17 protein-coding genes are annotated in these 15918 nt (G+C 72.2%); 4 read left to right on the plus strand and 13 right to left on the minus strand.

Going from position 1 to position 15918, the window contains the following annotated elements:
- Positions 1 to 462 (plus strand): nitronate monooxygenase (locus AC2H6A_RS05385; RefSeq protein WP_484272117.1); only part of this gene is annotated, 462 nt, incomplete at its 5' end.
- Between the two features lie 19 nt (positions 463 to 481).
- Positions 482 to 1030: a TspO/MBR family protein gene (locus AC2H6A_RS05390; RefSeq protein WP_484272118.1), complete on the plus strand. Its 549-nt coding sequence runs from the start codon at positions 482 to 484 to the stop codon at positions 1028 to 1030.
- A 16-nt stretch (positions 1031 to 1046) separates the two neighbouring features.
- Here AC2H6A_RS05390 and AC2H6A_RS05395 read toward each other — a convergent pair whose 3' ends face one another.
- The gene (locus AC2H6A_RS05395; protein ID WP_484272119.1) at positions 1047 to 2039 is read right to left on the minus strand and encodes an amidohydrolase family protein; all 993 of its coding nucleotides are present in this window, start codon (positions 2037 to 2039) and stop codon (positions 1047 to 1049) included.
- A 335-nt stretch (positions 2040 to 2374) separates the two neighbouring features.
- Between AC2H6A_RS05395 and AC2H6A_RS05400 the strand changes: the two genes are divergently transcribed.
- Entirely contained in the window at positions 2375 to 2545 is a 171-nt protein-coding gene (locus AC2H6A_RS05400; protein WP_484272120.1) for a hypothetical protein, read from the plus strand.
- Between the two features lie 14 nt (positions 2546 to 2559).
- On the opposite strand, the gene AC2H6A_RS05405 is transcribed toward AC2H6A_RS05400, so the two are convergent.
- Genes AC2H6A_RS05405 through AC2H6A_RS05440 form a run of 8 tightly spaced genes read right to left on the minus strand, consistent with a single transcriptional unit; the run spans position 2560 to position 10654 of the window.
- On the minus strand, positions 2560 to 3627 hold the full coding sequence (locus AC2H6A_RS05405; protein WP_484272121.1) for an ABC transporter substrate-binding protein: 1068 nt from the start codon (positions 3625 to 3627) through the stop codon (positions 2560 to 2562).
- A 45-nt stretch (positions 3628 to 3672) separates the two neighbouring features.
- Positions 3673 to 4455: an ABC transporter permease gene (locus AC2H6A_RS05410; RefSeq protein ID WP_484272122.1), complete on the minus strand. Its 783-nt coding sequence runs from the start codon at positions 4453 to 4455 to the stop codon at positions 3673 to 3675.
- Positions 4455 to 5285 (minus strand): ABC transporter ATP-binding protein, encoded by an 831-nt coding sequence (locus AC2H6A_RS05415; RefSeq protein ID WP_484272123.1) that lies wholly within the window; start codon positions 5283 to 5285, stop codon positions 4455 to 4457. The genes AC2H6A_RS05410 and AC2H6A_RS05415 overlap by 1 nt, the downstream gene beginning before the upstream one ends.
- Complete coding sequence (gene atzD, locus AC2H6A_RS05420; protein WP_484272124.1) at positions 5282 to 6448, minus strand: cyanuric acid amidohydrolase; 1167 nt, start codon at positions 6446 to 6448, stop codon at positions 5282 to 5284. The genes AC2H6A_RS05415 and atzD overlap by 4 nt, the downstream gene beginning before the upstream one ends.
- Positions 6445 to 7908, minus strand: coding sequence for an allantoinase AllB (allB, locus tag AC2H6A_RS05425; RefSeq protein WP_484272125.1), 1464 nt, complete (start codon positions 7906 to 7908; stop codon positions 6445 to 6447). Before allB ends, atzD begins: the two co-directional genes overlap by 4 nt.
- A gap of 10 nt (positions 7909 to 7918) precedes the next feature.
- Complete coding sequence (locus AC2H6A_RS05430) at positions 7919 to 8710, minus strand: SDR family NAD(P)-dependent oxidoreductase (RefSeq protein ID WP_484272126.1); 792 nt, start codon at positions 8708 to 8710, stop codon at positions 7919 to 7921.
- Positions 8711 to 8720: 10 nt separating this feature from the next.
- Positions 8721 to 9773 (minus strand): ABC transporter substrate-binding protein, encoded by a 1053-nt coding sequence (locus tag AC2H6A_RS05435; RefSeq protein ID WP_484272127.1) that lies wholly within the window; start codon positions 9771 to 9773, stop codon positions 8721 to 8723.
- Positions 9770 to 10654: a cysteine hydrolase family protein gene (locus AC2H6A_RS05440; protein WP_484272128.1), complete on the minus strand. Its 885-nt coding sequence runs from the start codon at positions 10652 to 10654 to the stop codon at positions 9770 to 9772. Before AC2H6A_RS05440 ends, AC2H6A_RS05435 begins: the two co-directional genes overlap by 4 nt.
- Positions 10655 to 10832: 178 nt before the next feature.
- Here AC2H6A_RS05440 and AC2H6A_RS05445 point away from each other — a divergent pair, with 178 nt between their 5' ends.
- Entirely contained in the window at positions 10833 to 11747 is a 915-nt protein-coding gene (locus AC2H6A_RS05445; protein WP_484272129.1) for a LysR family transcriptional regulator, read from the plus strand.
- On the opposite strand, the gene AC2H6A_RS05450 is transcribed toward AC2H6A_RS05445, so the two are convergent.
- From AC2H6A_RS05450 to AC2H6A_RS05465, 4 genes are all read right to left on the minus strand, one after another.
- Entirely contained in the window at positions 11744 to 13285 is a 1542-nt protein-coding gene (locus AC2H6A_RS05450; RefSeq protein ID WP_484272130.1) for an AMP-binding protein, read from the minus strand. The two genes, AC2H6A_RS05445 and AC2H6A_RS05450, sit on opposite strands and share 4 nt — an antisense overlap.
- Positions 13286 to 13295: 10 nt before the next feature.
- A complete protein-coding gene (locus AC2H6A_RS05455) occupies positions 13296 to 13991 on the minus strand; it encodes a fumarylacetoacetate hydrolase family protein (protein ID WP_484272131.1) in 696 nt (231 codons plus the stop codon).
- 66 nt (positions 13992 to 14057) lie between these two features.
- Positions 14058 to 14960: a recombination-associated protein RdgC gene (locus tag AC2H6A_RS05460; protein ID WP_484272132.1), complete on the minus strand. Its 903-nt coding sequence runs from the start codon at positions 14958 to 14960 to the stop codon at positions 14058 to 14060.
- A 63-nt stretch (positions 14961 to 15023) separates the two neighbouring features.
- Positions 15024 to 15908: an alpha/beta fold hydrolase gene (locus AC2H6A_RS05465; protein WP_484272133.1), complete on the minus strand. Its 885-nt coding sequence runs from the start codon at positions 15906 to 15908 to the stop codon at positions 15024 to 15026.
- Positions 15909 to 15918 lie beyond the last annotated feature (10 nt).

Genomic DNA, 15918 nt, shown 5'->3' on the forward strand with positions numbered 1-15918 from the left:
ATCGTCCGTGCGGTCGATCGGCCGGTGATCGCTGCCGGGGGCATCGCCGATGCGGCCGGCGTGGCGGCGGCCTTCGCCCTGGGCGCGGCCGGGGTGCAGGTGGGCACCGCCTTCCTGCTCTGCCCCGAGGCCACCACCAGCGCGGTTCACCGCCAGGCCCTGCGCGAGGCTCCGGCGCGCGGCACCGCGCTCACCACGCTGTTCACCGGCCGCCCGGCCCGCGGCCTGATGAACCGGCTGATGCGCGAGCTCGGGCCCCTGGACCCGGCCGCGCCGGCCTTTCCCACCGCCAGCACCGCCATCGGCCCGCTGCGCGCCGCGGCCGAAGCCGCCGGCAGCCCGGATTTCTCGCCCCTGTGGGCCGGGCAGAACACCAGCGGCTGCCGCGAGGCGCCGGCGGCCGAGGTGCTGACCGAGCTGGCCCGCGGCGTGCCGCCGGCGCTGCTCGGTGCCCCGGCATGACCGCGACCATGACCACCCATTGCCGATCCGCGCCGGCTCGCGTCGCGTCGCATGGCATCCGCCGGCCATGCCGCTGCGCCCGCTGATCCGCATTCCCCGCGGCCTGCCGGCCTGGCTGGGCCTGGTGTTCGCGGTGGCGGCCGCGGGCGGCCTTGCACCGGGTGACGCGCCGGTGTTCTACCAGCAGCTCGTCCTGCCGCCCTGGGCGCCGCCCGGCTGGCTGTTCGGCCCGGCCTGGGGCGTGCTCTATCCCATGCTCGGCGTGGCGGCCTGGCTGGTCTGGCGCGCGCGCGGCTGGGGCGGCGCGCCGCTCGCGCTGGGGCTGTTCGTCGCGCAGCTGCTGGCCAACCTCGCCTGGACCTTCCTGTTCTTCAGCTTCCGGCTGGGCGGTATTGCCTTCGCCGAGGCGTTGCTGCTGTGGCTGCTGCTGCTGGCCACGACCATCGCCTTCTGGCGCGTGCGTCCGCTCGCCGGCGCGCTGCTGCTGCCCACGCTCGCGTGGGTGGCGTTCGCGTGCGCGCTCAACCACGCGGCGTGGCGGCTGAACCCGGCGCTGCTCGGGGGCTGAGCAGGGCCGCGGCCGGTCAGCAGCAGCCGAGCGCGCCGCGCCGGTAGAAGGGTCCGAGGTCCTCGGCCATCTCGCGCAGCGTGGCCCGCCATGCGGCGGCCCGCGGATCGGCGGCCAGCGCCGCGCGGGTGCGGGCCAGCAGCTCGGCGCGCAGGGCCGGCTCGTCCACGCCGGTGACGCGGCCCTCGGCCACCACGGGCCGACCGCCCACGAAGAGCGCAGCCACATGCCCGCCGTGGCCCCGTGCCATCAGCAGATCGAGCGGATCCACATCCGCGAAGAGGCTGTCGTCGTCGAGGCTCTCCCAGTCGAGCACCAGCACGTCGGCGGGGCAGCCCAGCGCGAGCAGCGGGCCGGTCGCGGCATCGCCCGCCGTCGAGGCCGGCATCGGTCCGTCGACGCTGCGTCGGCCATGGCGCAGCGCGAAGTCCCAGAGCTGGGCCCGCGACATGGCTTCCTCGAAGCCCCAGCCGCGGTGCAGCGCCCAGGCCAGCCGCAGTTCGCGCAGTCCGTCGTCGTCCTCGTCGAAGGCCATGCCGTCCAGGCCCATGGCCACCCGGCAGCCCTGCCGCAGCATCTCGGCCACCGGCGCGATGCCCGAGCGCAGGCCGAGGTTCGAGGAGGTGTTCACCGCGATGGTCACGCCGCGCTCGGCCAGCAGCGCGAGCTCCTCGGGGCGGGCCCAGGCGCAGTGGGCCAGGGTGAGACGCGGGCTGAGCAGCCCGATCGCATCGAGCATGCGCACGATGCCCTCGGGCTGCACCCGGTCGGCCCACTCGCGCTGGTAGCGGGTCTCCAGCAGGTGCATGTGCACGCCGCGGCCGGTGTCGGCCGAGGCCTGCGCCACGGCCGCGAGCAGGGCCGGGCTGCACCACTGCACCGCGGTCGGTCCGTACTGCACCGAGACCTGTCCGGCAAGCCCGGCCTCGTCCACCGCGGTGGCGAGTTCATCGACCCGCGCGAGATGGGCGGCGGGAGGCTCGGCGCGCACCGACAGGCGCTCGTGCACCGCGCCCGGATGCCGGGGCGCAGCGCCGCCAGCACGGTGTCGTCATCGGCGTAGCCGATGCCCTGCCGGTCGCGGATGGCCACCGCCAGCCCGATGCGGATGCCGACATCGCCGGCCGCGCGAGCCACCGCCAGCGCTTCGTCGAGGTAGGGTCGGCCGCCCTGCACCCGGGTGTAGTGGACCATCACCCGGGCCGCGCCCTTGCGCGCCGAGCGCGCGAAGGAGGTGGCGGCGCAAAGCCAGGGATCGACCCCGGGCAGCACGCCGAGCCAGGCCAGCCAGGTCTCCAGCGGCTGCTCGGCCGCGCCGAGCGTGGCGCTGCGGAAGGTGCGGGCATGGTCATGGGCATTGACCAGCGCCGGCATCGCCAGCCGGCGCGGGCCGGGGGCCGTGCCGGGCAGGGGCTCGATGCCGGTGATCCGGCCCTCGGCCATCCGCAGCCGACGATGGGCCTGTGCCGGCGCCCGTCCGGGATCGGCGAGCAGCCAGGCCAGATCGAGCGTTGACGCGAGGCCCGCGCTCACTTCGCGGCCCAGCGACGCTCCGCGAGCGGCGGCAGGAAACGGCGGTCGAAGATCTCGCCGGCGGCCGGCGCGCGGGGCAGGTCGAAGGCAGCCTTGAGCTGGTTGACCGAATTGGCGAGCCGCGTGTCGCTCACATCGCCGAAGCCGCCGGCCAGCACTTCCGGGGTGAGCATGGCGGTGCGCAGGGCATAGAGCAGCCGGCGCTTCTCGAGATCGCGGTTGATCAGCGGCTCGCGCCGGGCCAGCGCCGCGATCGCCGCGTCAGGATCGGCGGCGGTGTCGCGGATGCCCTTGTGGATGGCGCGCACCAGGCCGGCCACGGTCTGCGGCCGCTCCCTGACCAGGGCCTGCGAGACCAGGATGCCGTTGCCGTAGAGGTCGATGCCGTGATCGGCATAGTGGAACCAGCGGATGTCCTTGTCGGGATCGACACCCTGCGCGATCAGGTTCATGTAGGCGGTTACCGAGAACACCGCCGACGCATCCACATGGCCCTGCAACAGGAACTGCTCCTGCAGGTTGGGCGCCATGTTGGTCCATTTGACCTTCGCCGCATCGAGGCCGGCCTTCTCGGCCAGCACCGGGAACATGCGCGCCGCCGCGCCGCCAGCCGGCGTGCCCAGGGTGCGGCCTTCGAGGTCCTTCAGGCTGCGCACCGGCCCCGCGGTGCGGGTGATCAGCGCGAAGGGCGAGCGGTTGTAGATCATCATCACCATCACCGGCGCGCTGCCCGGCCTTGCGGCCGCGTTCTGCGCGATGGCGTTGATGTCGCCGAAGGCGGCCTGGTAGGCACCGGCCATTACCTTGGTGACCGCCGCGGCCGAACCGTCGCCCTGGTCGATGGTCATGGCGATCTTTTCGGCGGCGAAATAGCCGCGGTCTTCGGCCAGGTAGTACCAGGCATGGATGCCCTGCAGCTTCCAGTCCAGCACGCAGCGGATAGGCACCAGCTCCTGGGCGCGGGCGGGCGCGAGGCCCAGCGTGCCGAGGGTGCCGAGGGTGCCGAGTGCGGCGGCGGCGCCGAGCGCGGCGCGCCGTTGGCGCGAGCGTGGGGCAAGGCTCATGGTCGAAGACTCCTGAGGGGTTGGGAGCGGATGCGCGGCCGGGGCTCAGCCCATCGCCATGTCGGTCTTGCGCTGGGTCCAGCCGGTGAGCCGGGCCTCGATGAAGGCAGAGATCGCATAGAGCGCCACCCCCATCACGGCGAGGATGAACAGGCCGGCGAACACCAGCGGCACATCGAAGTTGCCGCTGGCGATCATCATCACGTTGCCGATGCCCTTGTTGGCGGCCACGGTCTCGGACAGCACCGAGCCGACGAAGGCCAGCGTGATGGCGATCTTCAGCGACGCGAACAGGTAGGGCAGGGCGCGCGGCAGGCCGACATTCCAGAGGATGTCGAGGCGGCTTGCGCCGAGCACCTTGAGCACATCCTCGAGCTCGGGCTCGGTGGTGGCCAGGCCGGTGGCCACGTTGACCACCACCGGGAACACGCTGATCACCATCGCGGTCATGATCGCCGGCACCGTGCCGGCGCCGAACCACACCACGAAGATCGGCACCACCGCCACCTTGGGGATGCTCGAGAAGCCCACCAGCAACGGGTAGGCGACATCGTAGGCCAGCCGCGAGCTGCCGATCAGCACGCCGATCAGCACCCCGGCGAGCACGCCCAGGCCGAAGCCGGCCAGGGTGGTGCTGAGGGTCTGCACGGTGTGCGGCCACAGCAGCGGCAGCTTCTGGATGAGCACGGCGAGGATCTGCGAGGGCCGCGGCAGCACCAGGTCGGACACCCCGAAGGCGCGGCAGCCGGCTTCCCAGAGCAGGAAGAAGCCGATCAGGGCGCCGGCCGAGAGCAGGCGCTGGCGAAGGCGCGTGGCGGGAGTGCTCATCAGGCGGCTCCGGTCAGGGGGGCGGTGTCGGTACGGGCGTGGGCGATGCGCATGCGCAGCGCCTGCACCAGTTCGGCGAAGGGCGGCGCGTAGCTCATCTCGAGGGTGCGCGGCCGCGGGAAGTCCACCGCACGGTCCTCCAGGATGCGGCCCGGCCGCGCGCTCATCACGCAGATGCGGTTGGCCAGGTAGGCCGATTCGCGCAGGTCGTGCGTGACCAGCAGCACCGTGGGCCGCTGCGTGATCCAGAGCTGCTGCAGGATCGCCCAGAGCTCCTCGCGCGTGAACTGGTCGAGCGCGCCGAAGGGTTCGTCGAGCAGCAGCAGCTGCGGCTCGTGGATGAGCGCCCGGCAAAGCGAGGCGCGCTGCAGCATGCCCCCGGAGAGCTGCCAGGGGCGCTTGCTGCCGAAGCCCGCAAGGCCCACCTGCGCGAGCAGTGCCTCGGCCCGGTCGGCGTATTCGCCGCGCCGCTTGCGTCGGTACTCGCTGCGGAAGGGCTCGACGATCTTCAGCGGGATCATCAGGTTCTCGCGGATGGTGAGCCAGGGCAGCATGGTGGGGTTCTGGAAGGCCAGCCCGATGCGCACCGCCTGGCTGCCCACCGCGCCCACCTCGCGCCCGCCCACGATCACGCCGCCGGCGCTGGGCCGCAGCAGCCCGGCCACCAGCTTCAGGATGGTCGACTTGCCACAGCCGCTGGGGCCCACCAGGGCCACGAAGTCGCCCTGCCCGATGCGCAGGCTGGTGCTTTCCAGCGCCAGCGTGGCGCCCTCGCCCGCGCCGTAGCGCATGGTCACGTCGGCCAGGTCGATCACGGCATCGGCGCTCATGGTTCCATCCTCACGATCGCGCAGACCGGTCCGCCACCGGCCGGGCCCTGGTGTTCAGCGCCGCCCGACACATAGAGCGCGGTGTGGCCGGCGATCGAGGCCAGCACCCCGCCGACCGCGGCGCGGGCATGGCGGGTGGCGTTGATGTCGGAATCGTTGAGCATGGTGTGGCGCGCGCCGCGCACCGCGCCCTCGGGGCTGGCTTCGGCCTTGGCCAGCAGGTTCACCAGCCGCGCGGCGATCGCCGGCGCATCGGTGTCGGGGTCGAGCGCGAAGCGCTCGCGCAGCAGCCGGCGCACCGAGGCGGCGTCGATCGCGTCGCGCATCACGGTGTGGCCGATGCGCAGCGCCGAGGCGCTGCCGGCGGCCTCGCCGAACACGATCACCACATTGCCGTCGAGCTCGATGCCGGCCGAGGCCGAGGCGCGCGCCGAGTGCAGAGACCAGTCGGTGAGCACCGCGTGCTCGTCGATGGCTGCGGGCGCGACTTCGCCGAGCGCCACCGCCACGCCCAGCGCCGAGGCGCCGCGTGACCAGCCCATCGACTCGTAGGTGTCGCGGGTGACCGGTGCCATGCCGGCGGCCTGGGCCGTGGCAATCTTTGCCGAGGTGAGCAAAGGGCACTTCACCTGCACGAAGTGCACATCGGCCGGGTCGTCGATGCCGGCATCCCGCATCGCGGCGCGCACCGCCTCGGCCGTCGCGCTGATCTGCGCGGCGCGGCCGAGTTCATGCGGCGCGAAATCGCGGGTATGGGCGATGCCCAGCACCAGCCGCTTGCCCGGTCGGGCCTGGTCGGCGGCCACCTGCCGGCGGGCAAACACCGTGAAGTGGGGCGACAGCACGCCCTCGGTGCCGCCCGACATCACCAGCGCCACCCGATCGTGGACCTGCGCGGGCGTGCAGCCGAGCAGCGGTGCGAGCAGGTGGCACCAGGCCTGCGAGGCGAGCTCGCGGGTGTAGTCGTTGACGCAGCCATTGCCCTCGGTCTTGCCCATCACCGCCACGATCTCGGCGGGCACCAGTTCACCGGCATCGATCAGCGCCTGTACGCCGCCGAGGTCGGCCGGCCCGCGGCAGGGCACCCGCCAGGCCTGCACCTGCTGCGCACCCGCAGGTCGGGGGGGCGCATGCGTCGCCATGGTGTCGGTTGCGGCGCTCATCGCTGCGCCTCCGGCACCGGCAGCGCGTTGGGCGGCACGCCGGGCGGCGTGGTCAGGATGGCGGCCGTGCTGAGCTCGGTGTTGCGCGGGCGAGCCGGCGGCATCTGCTGGCGCTCCTTCACCGAGCGGCCCCAGCCGGTGGCCTCGCTCACCAGGCGGCCCTCGCGCATCACGAAGCGGCCGCGCACCAGGGTGTGGACCGGGCAGCCGCGCACCGCGCGGCCGTGCCAGGGCGAGATCCGGCTGATCGACTGCAGACCGTTCTGGGAGATGACCGCGGTGCGGTTCATGTCCACCACCGCGATGTCGGCGTCGGCGCCGGGCGCGATCACGCCCTTGGGTCCGTAGATGCCCCAGGCGCGCGCCGGCGCCACTGCGCTCCAGCGCACGTAGTCCATGAGCGTGGCGCGGCCGCGGCCGATCTCGGTGAGCATCAGCGGCATCTGCGTCTCGACGCCCGGAAAGCCGCAGTCGCAGTCCCAGATGCTTTCGCGCTGCTTCTCCTCGGGGGTGTGCGGCGCGTGGTCGGTGGCGATCATGTCGATCGTGCCGTCCACCAGGGCATCCCACAGCGGCTGGTTGTGGCGCGCCTCGCGGATGGGCGGGTTCAGCCGCATGATGCCGCCCAGCTTGAGCATCCGTTCGGTGTTCAGCAGCAGGTACTGCGGGCAGGTCTCCACGGTGATGTCCACACCGCGCCGCTTGGCCTCGCGCACCAGGAAGAGGGAGTCGGCGGCGCTGTGGTGGGCGATGTGCAGCCGCGCGCCGGTCCACTCCGCCAGCGTGATCACCCGGCCGATCGCCTCGATCTCGGCCACCGCGGGCCGCGAGGCGAGGTGGGCCATGGCATCGATGCGGCCTGCCGCCTGCATCTTCTGCTGGCGGCGGAACAGGATGGAGGAGTTCTCGGCGTGCACTGCGGTGCGGTAGCCGAGCAGCGCGAGCTTCTCGAAGCCTTCCAGCAGCGCGCCATCCGAGGGCGCGGGCAGGTTGCCGAAGGTGTTGCCCACGAAGGCCTTGAAGCTGGTCACGCCGGCGTCCAGCAAGGCCTCGAGATGGTCGACGGTGTCGTCGCCGAGCAGGCCGTGGATACCGTAGTCCACATAGGATGCCGCCGCAGCCTGCTGCTTCAGACGCAGCGCCGCCACCGTGCCGGTGGGCGGGTTGGTGTTGGGCATCTCGAACACGGTGGTCACGCCGCCGCAGGCGGCCGCCGCCGACCCGGTCTTCCAGGTCTCCTTGTGCGGATAGCCCGGGTCGCGGAAGTGCACATGGCTGTCGATCGCGCCGGGCAGCAGGTACAGGCCATCGGCGTTCAGGGTCTCGCGGGCCGGGGGCATCAGGTCGTCATGGCCCACGGCCACCACCTTGCCGCCGGCAATCGCCACCGACGCCGGGCGGATCGCCTCGGGCGATACCACCTGCGCGCCGCGGATCACCAGGTCGATCTCGGGTTTCATCGCGTCCTCCTCAGAGCGCGGCCCAGCCGCCATCCACCGGGAGGTCGGTGCCGGTGATCTGGCGCGACACCTCGCTGGCGAGGAACAGGCAGGCGTTGGCGACATCGGCGTCGGTGCTGACCCGGCGCAGCGCGTAGTCGGCGGCATGGCGGGTCATCGCCTCCTCCAGGCTGATGCCCAGGGTGCGGGCCATGTTGGCGCAGACCTTCTCGCGAAAGCGCGGCCCGTCGACCATGCCCGGCGCCACGCAGTTGATGTTGATGTTGTGCGGCCCGGCCTCCAGCGCGAAGCTCTTGGTGATGCCGCGCAGGCCCCACTTCGAGGCCGAGTAGGCCATGCGGCCGGCGCGCCCGCGCATGCCGAAGGTGCCGCCCACATTGACCACCTTGCCGCCGTGCTGCGCGATCATCGTCGGCAGCACCGCGCGCATGGTGTTGAAGCAGCCCTTCATGTTGAGCTGCACGATCTCGTCGAACTCCTCGGGCGTGGTCTCCCAGCCGGTCTTGCCGATCGGGCCCGAGCCGCCGGCCACATTCACCAGCACATCGATGCGGCCGAAGGCCTGCAGCGCGGCTGCGGCCAGCGCCTCGGTCTGCGCCGCCACGGTGAGGTCGCAGGCGACCACGATCGCTGGCACGCCCAGCGCGCGAGCCTGCTGCGCCACCGGCTCGATGGCGGCGAGGTCCCGGCCGGCCAGCACCAGGCGCGCGCCCTCGCGGGCGAAGGCCAGGGTGATCGCCGCACCCATGCCCTTGGCAGGGCCGGTGATCACCGCCACCTTGTCGGTCAGCTGAAGATCCACGGCATCGGCCTCAGAAGAGCTTGGCCGGGCGCTCGGCGCGCGGCGGCAGGAAGCTGCGGTCGAAGACCTCGGTCGGCGCGGGGCTGCGCGGCAGCTGGTTGGCCTCGACCACGATCCCGATCGCCTTGCGCAGGCGGGCGTCATCGACATCGCCCACGCCCAGGCGCGCGAGCTCGGGATGGCTCATGTCGCTGCGCAGGGTGAACAGCAGCTTCTCCTTCTCGACCTCGCGCTTGAGCAGGGGCTCGCGCTTGAGCACGGTCTCGATCGCCGCGTCGGGGTCGGCGATCACATCGCGCATGGCGCGGGTGAGCGCGCGCAGGAAGCCCTGCACCGCCTTCGGGTTGTCCTTCACGAAGCCGCGCGAGAAGAACACCGCGTTGGAGTAGAGATCCATGCCGTGCTCGCCGTAGCGGATGAAGCGCAGCTCCTTCGTCGGGTCCAGGCCCATCGCCTTCGCGCTGAAGCTCACCGTGGTCACGAAGCCGAACACCGCATCCACCTGGCCGCGCATCAGCATCTGCTCGCGCAGGTTGGGCGCCATGTTGCTGATCGACACCTTCGAGGCGTCGACGCCGGCCAGCCGCGCGAAGGCCGGGAACAGACGCAGCGCGGCGTCGTTGGCCGGCCCGCCCACGGTGCGGCCCTCCAGGTCCCTGGGCGAGCGGATCGGGCTGTCCTGCTTGACCACGATGGTGAAGGGCGGGGTGTTGTAGATCATGAACACCGCCAGCGGGGCGTCGGCGGGCCGGCGCGCCGAGAAGTCGATCACCGCATTCAGATCGCCGAAGCCGGCCTGATAGGCGCCCGAGGCCACCTTCGGGATCGAGGCCGCCGAGCCCTCCCCCTGGTCGATCTCCACATCGAGGCCCTCGGCCTTGAAGTAGCCCTTGTCCTGGGCCATGAAGAACCAGGCCTGCGGGCCTTCGTACTTCCAGTTCAGCACCATCTTGATGCGGGTCTGGGCCGTGGCTGCGACGGGCACGGTGCCCAGGGCGATGCCGGCCGCGGCCAGCAGGCCGGCCAGGGCGCGCGATGCGGTGCGCCGGTTGATCAGGCTCATGTCGAACTCCTCTTGGGTCGGGAAGGGGAAGCCGCGCGCGTGGCGCCGACGGTGCGGGCCTTGTCACGGGGCGTGGGCAAGGCCGCCAGCAGGTCGGCGGCGGTGGCGGTGAAGCCGTGCAGCTGTCGCACGATGAAGTGGATGGCGCGGCTGACATAGGCCGGCGAGGGCGTGCTGCAGGCGTCTTCCAGCAGCAGGCAGTCGTAGCCGAGAAAGCCCGCGTCCTGCAGCGTGGAGAACACGCAGCGGTCGGTGTTCACGCCGGCAAAGAGCAGGGTCTGCAGGCCCTGGCCGCGCAGCACGCTGTCGAGCTCGTTGTCCCAGAAGCCGCTCAGGCGGTGCTTGAAGACCGTGATGTCGCCGGGCGCGGGCGGCAGTTCGTCCACGGCCTGCGCGCCCCAGTGGCCCGGTACCACCGACAGGCCGCGGTCCTCCGGCGAGGCCTCGGCGTAACCCGCCCGATCGGCGCCGCCGTCACGCGGGTGGCGCCCCTTGAACTGGATGGTCGGGCTGAGATTCAGCCGGTCGGGTCGGACGCCCCAGTGCAGCCAGACCACCGTGCCGCCGGCCGCGCGCCAGGCCGGCAGCAGCCCGGCGATCACCGGGATCGGCCGGCGCATCGGCCGCACATCGATGCCCTTCTGGCCGAACCATCCCTTCGGGTGGCAGAAGTCGTTCTGCATGTCGACGATCACCAGCGCGCTGCGGGCGAGGTCCAGGCGCAGCGCCTGCGGCTGCGCCGGCAGCGTGAGCGGGCGCGGCCGCTTCGGCTGCCGCACCAGCGAGACCGTGTCGCCGGTCAGCGTCCAGGCGTTGTGCGCGGCCGGGCCGTAGACGCCCGGTTGTGGTGCGCGCGCCGCGCCCGTTGGCAGGGCAGCCACCCCAGGCTGCGCGGTGCTGGTGCGTGTGCGGGAGGTTCGGCGGGTCATGCCGGCAGGTCACGCATCTCCCGTGCCTGAAAGCGTCCACCAAGCATGCTGAATGACCATTGCACTGTTGCCAAAACGGCAACGGTTCTATGATCGGCCCATCCCCATCCCCATCCCTGTACCGCAGCCCATGAACCACCTGCGCTTCCTTCGCTATGTCGACGAGATCGCCCGCGCGGGCTCCATCCGCGGCGCGGCCGAGCGGCTGCATGTCGCGCCCTCGGCGGTCAACCGCCGGTTGCTCGACCTCGAGGAGGAACTCGGCACGCCGATCTTCGAGCGGCTGCCGCGCGGCATGCGCCTCACCGCTGCCGGCGAACTCTTCATCGACTATGTGCGCAGCCGGGCCGCGGCGCTCGACCATGTCCGCTCGCGCATCGAGGAGTTGCGCGGGCTGCGTCGCGGCACCGTGCGGGTGGCGATCAGCCAGGCGCTGGCGCCGTCCTTTCTCGCGCCGGTGATCGCGCGCTTCCGGCGCAGCCATCCGCTGGTGGACTTCCAGGTGCGGGTGTTCGACCACGGCCAGGCGCTGACCGCGCTGCGCGCCTTCGAGATCGATCTGGCGCTGGTGTTCAACCTGCCGGCGCAGCCCGGGGTGGAGCGTCAGGTGCTGCTCGAGCAGCGGCTGCACGCGATCATGCATGCCGAGCACCCGCTCGCGCGCGCGGGCCGCGCTGGCGTGCGGCTGCGCGAGTGCGCCGAGTGGCCGCTGGCCCTGCCCGACCGCGACACCGGCGGGCGCCAGATGCTCGAGCGATTCCTTGTGCGCAGCTCGGTGCGGCTGCGCCCGGTCATCGAGAGCAACAGCTTCGAGTTCCTGCGCAGCTGCCTGGAAGACCGCGAGTCGATCAGCTTTCAGATCGGCATCGGCGCGCTGATCGGCCGTGCCGATCTGGTGGCCCGGGTGGTCGACGACGCCGGCTTTCCGCGTGGCGATCTGGTGCTGGCCCACCTCGCCGGCCGGCAGCTGCCGGCGATCGCCCACGCGTTTGCCGGCGCTGTGCGACAGGCGCTCAGCCGCCCGGCGTCGGCAAAGTCGCGCTAGGCGATGCGCGTGCTGCGGCCCTGCCAGTAGCGGTCGCGCAGCAGCCGCTTGTAGAGCTTGCCGGTGGGATGGCGCGGCAACTCGGCCTCGAAGTCGATGCTGCGCGGGCACTTGATGTGGGCCAGCCGCTCGCGGCACCAGGCGATCAGCTCGGCTTCCAGAGCGGGGCCGGCGCGGGCCATGTCGCGTGGCTGGACCACGGCCTTCACCTGCTCGCCGAACTCCTCGTCGGGCACGCCGAACACCGCCACATCGACCACCTCGGGGTGGGTGACCAGCAGATTCTCGGCCTCCTGCGGGTAGATGTTCACCCCGCCGGAAATGATCATGTAGGCCTTGCGGTCGGTGAGGTAGAGGTAGCCCTCGGCGTCCACCCGTCCGACATCGCCCAGCGTGGTCCAGCCATGGCGGTTGCGCGACTGCGCGGTCTTGTCGGCATCGTTGTGGTACGCGAAGGGCTTGCCGTTGGCGAAGTAGACCGTGCCCTCCTCGCCCACCGGCAGCGCGTTGCCCTCATCGTCGCAGATGCGCAGCTCGCCGATCATCGCGCGGCCCACCGTGCCCTTGTGGGTGAGCCAGTCGGCCGAGCCGACCATGGTGACGCCGTTGCCCTCGGTGCCGGCGTAGTACTCCCAGAGCACCGGCCCCCACCACCCGATCATCTGCTCCTTCACCGGCACCGGGCAGGGCGCGGCGGCGTGGATCGCGCAGCGCAGGCTGGAGAGGTCATAGGCGGCGCGCACGGCCTCGGGCAGCTTGAGCATGCGCACGAACATCGTGGGCACCAGCTGGCTGTGGGTGACGCGGTGTTCCTGCACCAGCCGCAGGTACTCCTCGGCATCGAAGTGCTCCATCAGCACGCAGGTGCCGCCCAGGCGCATCACCATCATGTTGAAGCGCAGCGGCGCGGCGTGGTAGAGCGGCGCCGGCGAGAGGTAGATGCTGTGCTCGTCGATGCCGTAGACCCTGCGGGCCAGCTCGATGCCCGGCCCGGGTGCGTCGATGGCGGGCTGCTCGGGCAGCACCGACACACCCTTGGGGCGGCCGGTGGTGCCCGAGGAGTAGAGCATGTCGGTGCCCGCGGTCTCGTCGGCAATGCGGGTGGCGGGCTGCGTGGCGAGCGTGCCGGCGAAGTCCTGCCATCCCGGCGGTGTCGCGTCGATCATCAGCCAGCTGTGCACCCCCGGGCAGTGGGCGGGCAGATCGGCGGCGGTGCCGGCGAGCGCCGCCGAGGACACCACCAGCCGCGCGCCGCAGTCGTTGATGATGTAGGCGGCCTCGGCGGTGGTGAGCCGCGAGCTGATCGCGGTGTAGATGATGCCGGCGCGCTGCGCGCCCCACAGGATCTCGAAGAACCTCGGATGGTTCTCGAGCATCACCGCGATGTGCTCGCCGGCGCGCACGCCGCGCGCCCGCAGCAGCTGGGCGAACTGGTTGCTGCGGGCCTCGAGCTGCCCGTAGGTGACGGTTTCGCCCGACCCTGCCATCCGGTAGGCGGGCTTGTCGGGGAACCGCGCCGCATGGATGCAGGGATGCATGGCGGCGACCTCAGTCGATCTTCACGCGCAGCTCGCCCAGGCCCGCCACCCGGCCCACCAGCAGGTCGCCGCGGCCGACCGCGGCCACGCCCTCGGGGGTGCCGGTGAAGATCAGGTCGCCGGGCATCAGCTCGAACAGGCTGGAGAGGTGCTCGATGGTCTCGGCCACGCTCCAGATCAGCAGCGAGATGTCACTGGACTGCCGGGTGGCGCCATTGACCTCGAGCGAGATCGCGCCCTTCACGTAGTGGCCGGTGGCCGAGGCGGGATGGATCGGGCCGATCGGGCCGGAGTGGTCGAAGGCCTTGCCCACTTCCCAGGGCCGGCCCTGCTTCTTGGCCTCGCCCTGCAGATCGCGGCGGGTCATGTCCAGGCCGATGGCATAGCCCCAGACATGCGCATGCGCGTCGGCCGCGGCGATGTTGCGCCCGCCCTTGCCGATGGCCGCCACCAGCTCGATCTCGTGGTGCAGGTCGCTGGTGCGCGCGGGGTAGGGCATCACGCCGGTGCTCCCCTCGGGCACCACCACCAGGGCGTCGGCCGGCTTCATGAAGAAGAAGGGCGGCTCGCGGCCGGTGAAGCCCATTTCCTTGGCGTGCTCGACATAGTTGCGGCCGACGCAGTAGACGCGGCGCACCGGGAAGGTCTGTTGGGTGCCGGCGACGGGGATCTCCACCGGCGCGGGGGCAGCGACGACATGGCTCAAGGCAGGCTCCTGGCGGGAAACGAAAGGCGGGTTGGCGGGGCAGTGCGGGGCATCAGGGCAGTGCGACTATACCGCCGCCTGGGCGCCGCCCAGGGCCGCGATCAGCGCATCGAGCAGGCGCGAGAGTTCGCCGGTCATCAGGCTCATGTCGCTCGCGAAGCGTTCGGCCGCGTCGCCCTCGTGGCCGGCGGCGGTCTCCTTGATGACATCCTGCGGCCGGATGCGGCGGATCTCCATCCGGTCGGTGAGCACGAAGGCCACCCGCGCCGACCAGGTGAGTGCGAGCCGCGCGCACTGCTTGCCCGCGCGGGTGTGGCGCAGGATGTCCTCGTGATCCAGGGTCTGGTTGGCGAAGCGCACGCTCGCCTTCGAGTCGCGGGCCCGCAGCTCGGCGTCCTGGTCGATGGTGAAGCCTGCCGGCGCCTCGCCCTCGGCCAGCCAGGCGGTCATCTCGCCGGCCGGCGAGGCCTCGGTGCGCAGCGGGCGGATCACCAGGCCCTCCACCGCCTTGAGCAGCAGGCCCACCACCTCGTCGGCCCGGGCGGCCGAGACCGCCTCCACCGCCAGCCGGCGCGCGGCCGGATCGATCCACACCCGGGTGTCGCTGCTCAGGCTGAAGGCCCGGGGCAGGAGCTCGTCACGGACCTGGTCCTTGAGCTCGCGCAGCCGCTTGCGGCCGGGCTTGAAGCCCTCTTCGGCCTCGATGAGGCGCGCGCGTTCGGCCACGGTCTGGGTGATCACGCGGGCCGGCAGCAGCTTCTTCTCCTGGCGCAGGCTCAGCAGCAGCTGGCCGCCCACCGAGCAGACCAGGGCCGGGTCGTCGGGCTGTGGCGGTGCCCAGCCCACCCGCAGGGCTTCCAGCCGGCCGCCGGGGATGAAGGCCTGCGGGGCGAGCAGCGGGCCGAGTTCCTCGGCGCTGAGGGGCAGCGTGCCGGGCAGGGTGTAGACGATCAGGTTCCTGAACCACATGGGGGGTGCGCCGTTGCGGGAAAGCCCGGAAGTATGCGGCACCGGCCGGCCGCGGCGCGCTGCTCAGGCCGTGGCCGTGGCCAGCGCGAGCAGGTGCTCGCGCACGGTCTGGGGCGCTTCCATCGGGATGAAGTGAGTGCAGGCTTGCAGCGTTTCGATCGTGACGCCTGGGGCGGCCACGCGGATCTCGGGCAGCATCTGGGCGGTGGTCGAGCCATGCCCAGCCACCAGCAGCCGCGCCGGCACCCGCAGGGCGCGCAGCGCGGCCAGGGTGTCATGGCGGTGCGCCGCGAAGGTGGCGCTCTCCCAGGCCGGGCTGCAGCGCAGCCGCACGCCGCCGCCCGGGGCCGGGCCGACGCCGTCGGCCACATAGTCCTCGAGGAAGCCGGGCTGCCAGGTCCTGAAGGCGCCGCGGCCGGTGTAGCTCGCCAGCGCCGCGGCGGGGCTGTCGAAGTCGGCCCGCCGCCGGCCGGCGGCGCGGGCAATCGGCAGGCGCCGGCGCAACAGCCGCGGCGCGAAGGGCAGCAGCAGCCAGCGGCGCCAGGCCGAGGGCACGGTGGCGGGATCGATCATCAGCAGCCCACCGGCAAGGTCGGGTCGGCGGGCGAGCGCGAGCAGGGCGACCGTGGCGCCCATGGAGTGTCCGGCGATCACGCGGGGGCTGCCCTGGCCGCGGCTGAGCTGGTCGATGGCCGCGATCACATCGGTGGCATAGCCCTGCCAGTGCATGAGCCGCCCCGGGCGCGCCGGCAGGCTGCTCAGGCCATGGCCGCGCAGGTCGAGCGCCACCACCCGCCAGGGCGGGGCCAGCGGCGCGAGCAGCTGGCGGTAGGTCAGCGCGTTGAACCCGGTGGCATGCAGGAAGACCAGGTCAATCCGGCCGTGGGCCGGTCCGAAGTTCAGGCCGGAGATATGGCCGCCGGCCAGCGGAAGGGTAAAGCGCTGCATCGGCGCTCCA

Source organism: Quisquiliibacterium sp., assembly GCF_982640115.1.

What these genes read in the sequence shown, in the direction of transcription:
- AC2H6A_RS05400 (WP_484272120.1), top strand. Translation starts at nt 2,375, where the DNA reads ATGGTCATGGGCATTGACCAGCGCCGGCATCGCCAGCCGGCGCGGGCC.
- AC2H6A_RS05405 (WP_484272121.1), bottom strand. Translation starts at nt 3,627, where the DNA reads ATGAGCCTTGCCCCACGCTCGCGCCAACGGCGCGCCGCGCTCGGCGCC.
- AC2H6A_RS05410 (WP_484272122.1), bottom strand. Translation starts at nt 4,455, where the DNA reads ATGAGCACTCCCGCCACGCGCCTTCGCCAGCGCCTGCTCTCGGCCGGC.
- AC2H6A_RS05415 (WP_484272123.1), bottom strand. Translation starts at nt 5,285, where the DNA reads ATGAGCGCCGATGCCGTGATCGACCTGGCCGACGTGACCATGCGCTAC.
- atzD (WP_484272124.1), bottom strand. Translation starts at nt 6,448, where the DNA reads ATGAGCGCCGCAACCGACACCATGGCGACGCATGCGCCCCCCCGACCT.
- allB (WP_484272125.1), bottom strand. Translation starts at nt 7,908, where the DNA reads ATGAAACCCGAGATCGACCTGGTGATCCGCGGCGCGCAGGTGGTATCG.
- AC2H6A_RS05435 (WP_484272127.1), bottom strand. Translation starts at nt 9,773, where the DNA reads ATGAGCCTGATCAACCGGCGCACCGCATCGCGCGCCCTGGCCGGCCTG.
- AC2H6A_RS05445 (WP_484272129.1), top strand. Translation starts at nt 10,833, where the DNA reads ATGAACCACCTGCGCTTCCTTCGCTATGTCGACGAGATCGCCCGCGCG.
- AC2H6A_RS05450 (WP_484272130.1), bottom strand. Translation starts at nt 13,285, where the DNA reads ATGCATCCCTGCATCCATGCGGCGCGGTTCCCCGACAAGCCCGCCTAC.
- AC2H6A_RS05460 (WP_484272132.1), bottom strand. Translation starts at nt 14,960, where the DNA reads ATGTGGTTCAGGAACCTGATCGTCTACACCCTGCCCGGCACGCTGCCC.
- AC2H6A_RS05465 (WP_484272133.1), bottom strand. Translation starts at nt 15,908, where the DNA reads ATGCAGCGCTTTACCCTTCCGCTGGCCGGCGGCCATATCTCCGGCCTG.